The sequence below is a fragment of the Actinomadura bangladeshensis genome (assembly GCF_004348335.1).
GTDB lineage: Bacteria > Actinomycetota > Actinomycetes > Streptosporangiales > Streptosporangiaceae > Spirillospora > Spirillospora bangladeshensis.
Genome location: NZ_SMJW01000287.1, coordinates 1 through 9434, shown reverse-complemented (window position 1 = coordinate 9434; position 9434 = coordinate 1). Strand labels below are relative to the sequence as shown.

Sequence of the window (9434 nt, the reverse complement as noted above, 5' to 3'; positions counted from 1 at the left end):
CCTCCAGAGCGGGGGTGGGAGCAGGCGCGGGGCCTGCCTCTGGTGGGGCCAATGTCGCCCGCCGGGACCCGTCCGTCAAGAGATCAGAGAGCGCTCTCTTCGCCTGCCGGGCGGGCAATGATGGTCTCTATCTGCACATATGCCCGCTCCGGTGCAGATCAGATTTTCAAGAGAAATCGCTCTCTTGACAGCCATGGCCGCTGACGCCATCCTCTGCGAGAGCGCTCTCTCAGCCGGTACCGGACCGGTTCCGACCTCCACCCCCACCGAGGACAGCCATGCGCAGAGCCCACCGCCGCCTCCTGCCCAGCCTCGTCTCCGCCGCCGTCCTGGCGCTCGGCCTCTCCGCCTGCGGGAGCGGAGACGGCGGCTCCGGCTCGGACGGGACGGTCACGCTGATCGTCGACACCTTCAGCACCTTCGGGTACGAGGACCTGTTCAAGCAGTACGAGGCCGCCCACCCCGGCATCAAGATCAAGCACCGGAACGTGGTGCAGCTCGACGAGTACCTGCCCCGCCTGGAGCAGTGGATCGCCGCGGGCAGCGGCGCCGGCGACGTCGTCGCCATCGAGGAGGGCATCCTCACCAAGTTCATGGCCCACCCGGACAAGTTCGTGAATCTGCTCGACCACGGCGCGGGCTCGCTCCAGGGCAACTTCCTCGACTGGAAGTGGAAGCAGGCGCTCAGCCCCGATGGGAAGTACCTCGTCGGCCTCGGCACCGACATCGGCGGCCTGGCCATGTGCTACCGCACCGACCTGTTCAAGAAGGCGGGCCTGCCGACCGACCGGGAGAAGGTCGGCGCGCTGTGGCCGACCTGGGACGACTACATCGCCACCGGCGAGAAGTACTCGGCCAAGGTGAAGGACTCCACGTTCGTCGACGGCTCGGTGAACCTCTACAACACGATCCTGGCGCAGAGCGCGAGCCAGAGCGCCGGCTACACGTTCTTCGACCGCTCCGGCAAGCTCGTCGCCGGTGAGAACCCCGCGGTCAAGAACGCCTGGGACACCACCGTGAAGATCCAGGAGGCCGGGCTGTCGGCCGGGCTGAAGTCGTTCGAGCCGAGCTGGGGCTCCGGGTTCAAGCAGGCCAAGTTCGCGACGATCGCGTGCCCGTCCTGGATGCTCGGCGTCATCAAGGAGAACGCCGGTGCGGGCGCGGCCGGCAAGTGGGACGTCGCGGCGATCCCGGGCGGCGCGGGCAGCCGCGGCGGCTCGTTCCTCGCGGTGCCGAAGCAGAGCAAGCACGCCGACGAGGCCGCCGAGCTGGCCAAGTACCTGACCAGCGTGAACAGCCAGATCGCCGCGTTCAAGGCGCGCAACAACCTGCCGTCGTCCCCGCAGGCGCTGGACGACCCCGCGGTCAAGTCGTTCAAGAACGAGTACTTCAGCGACGCCCCCGTCGGGGAGATCTACGCCGCCGGCGCGAAGGCGGTCAAGCCGCTCTACCTCGGTGCCGACAACAACCCGGTCGGGCAGCGTTTCGAGGACGCGCTCCTCGCGCTGGAGCAGGGCAGGCTCGCGCCGGACGCCGCGTGGAAGAAGGCCCTCGACGACGCCGAGCGCGAAGCTCGATGACGCTCTCCATCGGCTCCCGCACGGGACCCCGGGCGGCCGGTCCGCCCGGGTCCCCGGTGCCGCGCCGCCGGTCGCGGACCCTGCTCACCCGGTGGGACATCACGTTCTCGCCCTACCTGTTCATCTCCCCGTACTTCCTGCTGTTCTTCCTGTTCGGGCTGTTCCCGATGGGCTACACCGTCTGGGTGGCCCTGCACGACTGGGAGCTGCTCGGCGCCCATGAGTTCGTGGGCCTGGAGAACTTCCGGCTCGTCCTGACCGACCCGCAGTTCTGGAACTCCGTCCGGAACACGCTCGGCATGTTCGTCATCGCCACCGTCCCGCAGCTGCTGGCCGCGCTGGTGCTGGCGAGCGCGCTGAACCAGCGGATGCGCGGGCGGACGCTCGTCCGGATGGGCGTGCTCGTCCCGATGATCACCTCGATCGCCGCGGTGGCGATCGTGTTCGGGCAGCTGTTCAGCCGCGACTTCGGCCTCGTCAACTGGGTGCTCGGCTGGTTCGGGGTCGACCACCTCGACTGGACCGCGCGCCGCTGGACGTCCTGGCTGGCGGTCTCGGTGATGGTCGACTGGCGGTGGACGGGCTACAACGCGCTCATCTACCTGGCCGCGATGCAGTCGATCCCGCGCGACCTGTACGAGGCGGCGGCGATCGACGGGGCGTCCCGCGCCCGCCAGTTCTGGACGATCACGCTGCCGCTGCTGCGGCCCACCATCATCTTCACCGCGATCGTCTCGACGATCGGCGGGTTCCAGCTGTTCACCGAGCCGCTGCTGTTCGGCAACGGCGACATGGCCGGCGGATCGCTGCGGCAGTTCCAGACGGTCACCATGTACATGTTCGAGAACGCGTTCCGCCGGTTCGACTACGGCTACGCGTCCGCCGTCTCCTGGATGCTCTTCATGCTCATCCTCCTCGGTTCCCTCCTCAACTTCCTGTGGCTGCGGCGGATGGGAGGGGGCGCGAAATGATGCTCCTGAAGACGCCGGGGAAGCCGCGGCGCAGGCGCGGCGGCGGCGCCGTCGCCGCGCTGTGGGACGCCGGCCCGCTCACCCGCATCACGCTCCTCGCGACGATCGCGCTGTCGCTGTTCCCCATCTACTGGATGTTCGTCGTCGCGACCCGCACGAACGACGTGGTCGGCTCGACGCCGCCGCCGCTCACGCCCGGCGGCGAACTGGGCCGCAACCTGTCCCGGCTGTTCGGCAACGAGCAGGCGCACTTCACGCTCGGGCTGGTCAACTCGGCGATCGCCGCCACGACGGTCACCGTGTCCACGCTGCTGTTCGCCTCGCTCGCCGGATTCGCCTTCGCCAAGCTGCGCTTCCGCGGGCGCGGGGCCCTGCTGCTGGTCATGCTGGCGACCATGATGGTGCCGGTCCAGATGGGCATCATCCCGCTCTACATGCTGATGGCCGAGATCGGCTGGACGGGGAAGCTCCAGGCCGTCATCGTGCCCTTCCTCGTCACCGGCTTCGGCGTGTTCATGATGCGGCAGTACACGATGCAGGCCGTCCCGGACGAGCTCATCGAGAGCGCCCGCATCGACGGGTGCTCGACGTTCCGCATCTACTGGAGCATCGTCCTGCCGGTGCTGCGGCCCGCCATGGCCGTCCTCGGGCTGTTCACGTTCATGCAGACCTGGAACGAGTTCATCTGGCCCCTGGCCGTGCTCAACCCCGACAACCCCACCGTCCAGTACTCCCTGAACCTGCTCAACGGCGCCTACTACACCGACTACTCGCTGATGTTCACCGGCACCGCCGTGGCGACGCTCCCGCTGCTGGCCGTCTTCGTCCTGTTCGGACGCCAGATCATCAGCGGAATCATGGACGGCGCTCTCAAAGCATGACCAGTCGTTCACCGATCTCACCAGAGGGACCAGCCAGAACGATGACGGCCACGACGCTCCAGACCGACGACCGGCCCCTCACCTTCCCGCCAGGCTTCGTCTGGGGTGCCGCCACCGCCGCGTACCAGATCGAGGGCGCGGCACGGGACGACGGGCGCGGACCCTCGATCTGGGACACCTTCAGCCGCGTCCCGGGAAAGGTCGCCGGCGGGCACACCGGCGACGTCGCCTGCGACCACTACCACCGCTACCGCGAGGACGTCCGGCTCATGGCCGGACTGGGCCTGGACGCCTACCGCTTCTCGGTCGCCTGGCCGCGCGTCCAGCCGGACGGCTCCGGCCCGGTCGACCCGCGCGGCATCGGCTTCTACGACCGGCTGGTCGACGCGCTGCTCGACGCGGGCATCACGCCGTACGCGACCCTCTACCACTGGGACCTGCCGCAGGCGCTGGAGGACCGCGGCGGCTGGACGTCCCGCGACACCGCCCTGCGCTTCGCCGACTACACGGGCCTCGTCCACGACCGCCTCGCCGACCGCGTCGACACCTGGACGACGATCAACGAGCCGTGGGTGGCCGCCTACCTCGGCTACGGGTCGGGCGTGCACGCGCCCGGCCGGACCAGCGCCGCCGACGCCTTCCGCGCCGCGCACCACCTGCTCCTCGCGCACGGCCTGGCCGCCCGGCGGCTGCGCGCCGGCGGCGCCGAGCGGATCTCGCTGACCCTCAACCTCGCGCCGATCGTCGCCACCGGGATCTCAGGGGCCTCCGGCACGTCCGAGCAGGACGCCGCCGCGGCCGGCCTCATCGACGCGATGCTCAACCGGCAGTTCCTCGACCCGGTGCTGCGCGGCGAGTACGCCGGGCCGGTGCTGGACGTCGCCTCCCGCCACGGGGGCCTCGACCACGTCCACGGCGACGACCTGGCCGTGATCGCCGAACCGATCGACTCGCTCGGGATCAACTACTACAACCCCACCTATGTCGCCGCCGCGCCCGGCACCCCGCCGAACCCCGTCTACCCCGGTTCGGAGGGCATCGCGTTCCCGCCGGCCGCGCCGCCGCACACCGCGATGGGCTGGCCCATCGTCCCCGAGGGGCTCGGCGACCTGCTGATCCGGCTCAGCCGCGACTACCCGGGGGTGCCGCTCGTCGTCACCGAGAACGGCGCCGCGTTCGACGACGTCCCCGACCCGGACGGGAGGGTGCGCGACGGCGCCCGCATCCGCTACCTGGACGCGCACCTGCGGGCCGCGCACGCCGCGCTCACGGCCGGTGCGGACCTGCGGGGGTATCTCGTATGGTCGTTCCTGGACAATTTCGAGTGGGCGGAGGGCTACGGCAAGAGGTTCGGCATCGTCTACGTCGACTACGCCGACCAGCGCCGCCTGCCCAAGGACAGCGCGCAGTGGTTCCGTGACGTCATCGCCCGCAACGGGCTCGGGGGAGAGGTGGCGTGAAACGTCCCACGCTGGAGGCCGTCGCGGCCAGGGCCGGGGTCTCCCGGGCCACGGTGTCGCGCGTGGTCAACGGATCGGCCACCGTGAACCCGGAGATCCGCGCGGCCGTCCAGCGCGCCGTCGAGGAACTCGGCTACGTCCCGAACTCGGCGGCCCGGAGCCTGGTGACCCAGCGCACCGGATCTATCGGGCTGGTGGTGTCCGAGCCGCCCGCCCGCGTCTTCTCCGACGACCCCTTCTTCTCCCAGGTCATCCGCACGGTCAGCCACGAACTGGAGGCCGCCGACCGGCAGGCCGTGCTGATGATGCCGTCCTCGCCGGCCGGGCAGACCCGGGTCGAGCGGTTCGTGGCGGGCGGCCACGTCGACGGCGTCATCCTCCTGTCGCTGCACGGCTCCGACCCCCTGCCCGCCGCCCTCATGCGGACGGGCGTCCCCGTGGTGTCGCACGGCCGCCCGATCTCCACCGCCCGGCCGCCGTACTGCGACGCCGACAACGTCGGCGGCGCGCGGGCCGCCGTCGAACACCTCCTGGACCGGGGCCGGCGGCGGATCGCCACCATCAGCGGCCCGCTCGACATGTCCGCGAGCCTGGACCGCCTCGCCGGCTACCGCGACACCCTCTCCGGCACCGGCCGCCGCTCCCTGGCCGCGATGGGCGACTTCACCCGCGAGTCGGGCGCGGCGGCGATGCGGCAGCTCCTGGAGGACGACCCGGGCCTCGACGCCGTGTTCGCCGCGAGCGACCTGATGGCGATCGGCGCCGTGTACACCCTGCGGAAGGCGGGCCGCCGCGTCCCCGACGACGTCGCCGTCGTCGGGTTCGACGACATCGACGCCGCCCGCTTCACCGACCCTCCGCTGACGACCGTCCGGCAGCCCATCGACGACGTCGCCAAGACCATCGTCCAGATGCTCCTCACCGGCTTCGACGGCCACCCCGCCCCAGTGATCTTCCCGACCGAACTGGTCGTCCGCGACTCCACCTGAGCCGCGGGGCCGGGCGCCGTTTCGCGATCGGGGCACCGGCCCGATCCGCGCTCACGATCGCCATGCCGCGCCGCGTCCCGCAAGGCGGGCGGGCCGACCCGGATCACGGGACGGCGCCGCCATGCCCGGTAAAAGCTCGTATCGATCTATTGAACATATTGAATGTGCCCCTTAGGTTGGGACGTCATGAGGACGCGTCGCCGGAAGGCAACGCGCCTCGCTCGGGGCCCCGTCCCGCACCGGAACCACTGACGACCACGCCGCGCCTGGCGCGCCCGTTCCCGGGAGTACCGACATGTCCCTTCTCCAGCGCGCCGGCCGCGGGCGCCGTCCCGCGCCGATCGCCGCCTTCGCGGCGTCCGTGACTCTGGCTCTGGCGGCCCTCACCGGCTGCGGCTCCGGCGGCGCCGCGAAGGTCTCCGCCGACGGGACGGCCGAGGTGAAGCTCGGCGTCATCCCGATCATCGACATCGCCCCGGTGAAGCTCGGCGTCACCAACGGCGTGTTCGCCCGCCACAAGCTGAAGGTCACCACGCAGGACTCGCAGGGCGGCGCCGCCATCGTGCCCGCCGTGGTCAGCGGCGACTTCCAGTTCGGGTACTCCAACATCGTCAGCCTGCTCGTGGCCCGGGAGAAGGGCGTCCCGGTGACGATGGTGTCGGTCGGCGCCCGCGCGTCCGGCGACGTGCTGGACGACGGGTCCGGCCAGCTGATGACCCGCGACCCGAAGATCACGAAGGTGGCCGACCTGAAGGGCAAGAAGGTCGCCGTCAACACGCTCAAGGGCATCAACGAGGTCGCGGTCGCGTCCGTCCTGGAGAAGAACGGGCTGCGGCGCGCCGACGTCGAGCTGGTGGAGGTGCCGATCCCCACGATGCCCGACACCCTGGAGAGCGGCCGCGTGGACGCCGCGATGATGAGCGAGCCGTTCATCACGATCGCCGAAGGGCAGGGCGCGAAGCGGCTGCCGGTCAGCTACGCGGGCATGGGGACGCACCTGCCGTTCGCCGGCTGGTTCACGTCCAAGCAGTACGCGTCGCAGAACCCCGACGTCGTGAAGAGGTTCACCGCGGCGCTGAAGGAGTCGATGGCCTACGCCGAGGGCCACCCGGACGAGGCCCGCAAGGCGCTGGACGGCTACCTGAAACTGCAGCCGGGCCTCAGCGACGAGGTCACCCTGCCGGGCTGGAACCCGGAGGCGGGGAAGGCGGAGGTCGCCCCGCTGGCGCAGCTGTCCGTCGAGACCGGCCTGATCGGCAGCACCCGCCCGCTCGACGAGCTGTTCGACCGGTGACACCGCCGGAGCGCTGCTCGCCCGGAGTCCCTGCGATGAGCGGCGGCGAGATCCCCGACGACGTGTTCGCCGGCACGCTGGCGGAGCTGACCTGGTACGAGGTCGACCGGGCCGCCCGGTCGGGAGCGGTGCTGCTCTGGGCGTTCGGCGTGATCGAGCAGCACGGCCCGCACCTGCCCACCGGGACGGACGTCTACGTCCCCGGGGCGCGGCTGCGCGGCGTCCAGGCGCGGCTGGCCGAGCGCGGCGTGCAGGCGCTGATCATGCCGCCGTACTACTGGGGCGTCAACGTCGTCTCGGGGGCCTTCCCCGCGTCGTACGGCGTGCGTCCCGAACTGATGCGGGAGGTCATGGCCGACCTCCTCGCCGGCATGGCCCGCGACGGGTTCCGGCACGTGTTCTGCTTCTCCGGCCACGGCGACGCGCTGCACAACCGCACCGTCCACGACGGGATACGGACCGCGTCGGAGCGCGCCGGCGTGGACGCGAGCTTCGTGACCGAGCCCGCCCTGGCCCGCCGCATCGGCCTCGACCCGGACGACCCGCACCTCACGCTCTACGGGCCGGACGAGCCTCCGCCCGCGGGCCCGCCCGACGTCCACGCCGGGCAGTGGGAGACGTCCCTGATGATGCACATCCAGCCGAAGCTCGTGCGCGAGGACGTCCGCGTCCGGCTCGAACCCAGCGGGCTCGGACCGGCCGACCTGGCGACCTGGCGGCAGGGATTCGAGCACGCCCGCCGCGTCACGCCCGACGGCTACTTCGGCGACCCGGCCGCGGCCGGCGCCGAGGAGGGGCACCGGATCCAGACGACCGCCTCCGAGCAGGCCGCCGACGCCATCGTGCTCCGCCTGCGGCGCACGGCGCCGTCCCACCCCCATGAAGAACGGAGGAACCATGGCTGAGATCAGCGTCGCCATAGCCGCGAGCCACGCTCCCGGGCTCACCGGCTGGTTCGACAAGGCGCCCGAGGCCGACCGGAAGACGGTCCTCGCCGCCTACGCCGAGATCCACGAGGCCATCGTCGAATCCCGCACCGACGTGCTCCTGGTCATCGCCAACGACCACATCGCGAACGGGTTCGTCAGCGACTACAACGACTTCACCTTCGGGCTCGCCGAACGCCACACCGGCCCCGACGAGTGGTTCAAGCCCTGGCTGCGCGTCCCCGACTACGAGCTTCCCGGACGTCCCGACGTGGGCGAGGTCCTGTACGAGAGCGTCAAGGACTGCGCCCCGCGCGTGCGCGCCGTCCGCGAGAACCTGCGCTACGACGACAACCTCTCCGTCCCGACGACCATGGCCGACCTCGTCTCGACGGGGGTGGCGGTCGTCCCCGTCCTGCAGAACTGCACCGTCCCGCCCGTCCCGGACGAGAAGGTCTGCTACGCGCTCGGCGAGACGCTCGGCGAGGCCATCCGCACCCGCCTGCCCGACGGGCTGCGGGTCGGCCTGTTCGGCTCCGGCGGCCTGTCCCACGAGCCGGGCGGGCCCCGCTACCTGGAGATCGACGAGAAGTTCGACCGCTGGTGGATGGACCTGCTGGTCGAGGGCGACCACGAGCGGGTCCTCACCGACGTCACGTTCGAGCGCATGGAGGAGGCCGGCTCGGGCGGCACCTCCGAACTGCTGTCCTGGATGGTCGTCATGGGTGCGATCGGCCCCCGCCCCTGCGAGGCCCTCGGCTACGCAGCCGTCGACCAGTGGCGCTGCGGCTTCGGCGCCGTCCGCTGGGACCTGTCATGACCGCGCCGACCGGAGGCACGCCCGAAATGGCACTCGAGCACTTCGACCCGCAGCTGCGGACCAATGACCTCGTCCAGGAACTGAAATGGGACCGCGGGCTGCGGGCCCGGTTCGAGACGTCCGAGAAGGAGGTGCTGGAGGCCTACCCGCTCACCCCCGAGGAGCGCACGGCGATCCTGGACCGCGACTTCCGGACGCTGTTCGAACTCGGCCTGCACCCCTACCTCCTCGGCCAGCTCGCCCGGCTGATCTACGGCACCGGCGAGAAGGCCGGCACCTCCGGCGCCGCGACCGCCCTGATCAAGTCGCTGCTGGGAGACCGGTACGAGGCCTACATGGCGGAGCGCGGTGCGTAGCGCGCCGCGCCGGGCCGGGGCCGGACCGACGCGCATCCGCGGATCCAGGTGATCGGATGCGGCGACTCGCTCACGCGGTCGCCGATGCCCGCGGGCGCCGCCCCGGCCTCGGGGCGGCGCCCGGCCGGCCGCTCCCCGAACCGCCCCCCGCCCGTAC

At 71.2% G+C, this 9434-nt stretch carries 10 protein-coding genes; 9 read left to right on the top strand and 1 reads right to left on the bottom strand.

Annotated elements, in window-relative coordinates:
• The first annotated feature begins 278 nt into the window (after positions 1–278).
• The 9 genes from E1284_RS34785 (at position 279) to E1284_RS34745 (ending at position 9277) form a co-directional block, all read left to right on the top strand.
• Positions 279–1580 (top strand): ABC transporter substrate-binding protein, encoded by a 1302-nt coding sequence (locus E1284_RS34785; RefSeq protein ID WP_131944405.1) that lies wholly within the window; start codon positions 279–281, stop codon positions 1578–1580.
• Positions 1577–2551 (top strand): carbohydrate ABC transporter permease, encoded by a 975-nt coding sequence (locus tag E1284_RS34780; RefSeq protein WP_131944404.1) that lies wholly within the window; start codon positions 1577–1579, stop codon positions 2549–2551. The genes E1284_RS34785 and E1284_RS34780 overlap by 4 nt, the downstream gene beginning before the upstream one ends.
• Positions 2548–3432 (top strand): carbohydrate ABC transporter permease, encoded by an 885-nt coding sequence (locus tag E1284_RS34775; RefSeq protein ID WP_207924120.1) that lies wholly within the window; start codon positions 2548–2550, stop codon positions 3430–3432. The genes E1284_RS34780 and E1284_RS34775 overlap by 4 nt, the downstream gene beginning before the upstream one ends.
• A 41-nt stretch (positions 3433–3473) precedes the next feature.
• Positions 3474–4892 (top strand): GH1 family beta-glucosidase, encoded by a 1419-nt coding sequence (locus E1284_RS34770; RefSeq protein ID WP_131944403.1) that lies wholly within the window; start codon positions 3474–3476, stop codon positions 4890–4892.
• Positions 4889–5881 (top strand): LacI family DNA-binding transcriptional regulator, encoded by a 993-nt coding sequence (locus E1284_RS34765; protein ID WP_131944402.1) that lies wholly within the window; start codon positions 4889–4891, stop codon positions 5879–5881. The genes E1284_RS34770 and E1284_RS34765 overlap by 4 nt, the downstream gene beginning before the upstream one ends.
• A gap of 295 nt (positions 5882–6176) precedes the next feature.
• A complete protein-coding gene (locus tag E1284_RS34760; RefSeq protein WP_131944401.1) occupies positions 6177–7175 on the top strand; it encodes an ABC transporter substrate-binding protein in 999 nt (332 codons plus the stop codon).
• Between the two features lie 35 nt (positions 7176–7210).
• Entirely contained in the window at positions 7211–8080 is an 870-nt protein-coding gene (locus tag E1284_RS34755) for a creatininase family protein (protein WP_131944400.1), read from the top strand.
• A complete protein-coding gene (locus E1284_RS34750; protein ID WP_131944399.1) occupies positions 8073–8921 on the top strand; it encodes a DODA-type extradiol aromatic ring-opening family dioxygenase in 849 nt (282 codons plus the stop codon). The genes E1284_RS34755 and E1284_RS34750 overlap by 8 nt, the downstream gene beginning before the upstream one ends.
• Positions 8918–9277, top strand: a complete 360-nt coding sequence (locus E1284_RS34745; protein ID WP_243714931.1) for an extradiol ring-cleavage dioxygenase — start codon at positions 8918–8920, stop codon at positions 9275–9277. Before E1284_RS34750 ends, E1284_RS34745 begins: the two co-directional genes overlap by 4 nt.
• Here the strand turns inward: E1284_RS34745 and E1284_RS42705 are convergent.
• A partial coding sequence (locus E1284_RS42705; protein WP_207924119.1) for a hypothetical protein occupies positions 9253–9434 on the bottom strand: 182 nt, incomplete at its 5' end. The two genes, E1284_RS34745 and E1284_RS42705, sit on opposite strands and share 25 nt — an antisense overlap.

Excerpts from the sequence above, each read along its gene's own strand:
- E1284_RS34785 (WP_131944405.1), top strand. The coding sequence starts at position 279 with ATGCGCAGAGCCCACCGCCGCCTCCTGCCCAGCCTCGTCTCCGCCGCC.
- E1284_RS34780 (WP_131944404.1), top strand. The coding sequence starts at position 1,577 with ATGACGCTCTCCATCGGCTCCCGCACGGGACCCCGGGCGGCCGGTCCG.
- E1284_RS34775 (WP_207924120.1), top strand. The coding sequence starts at position 2,548 with ATGATGCTCCTGAAGACGCCGGGGAAGCCGCGGCGCAGGCGCGGCGGC.
- E1284_RS34770 (WP_131944403.1), top strand. The coding sequence starts at position 3,474 with ATGACGGCCACGACGCTCCAGACCGACGACCGGCCCCTCACCTTCCCG.
- E1284_RS34760 (WP_131944401.1), top strand. The coding sequence starts at position 6,177 with ATGTCCCTTCTCCAGCGCGCCGGCCGCGGGCGCCGTCCCGCGCCGATC.
- E1284_RS34755 (WP_131944400.1), top strand. The coding sequence starts at position 7,211 with ATGAGCGGCGGCGAGATCCCCGACGACGTGTTCGCCGGCACGCTGGCG.
- E1284_RS34750 (WP_131944399.1), top strand. The coding sequence starts at position 8,073 with ATGGCTGAGATCAGCGTCGCCATAGCCGCGAGCCACGCTCCCGGGCTC.
- E1284_RS34745 (WP_243714931.1), top strand. The coding sequence starts at position 8,918 with ATGACCGCGCCGACCGGAGGCACGCCCGAAATGGCACTCGAGCACTTC.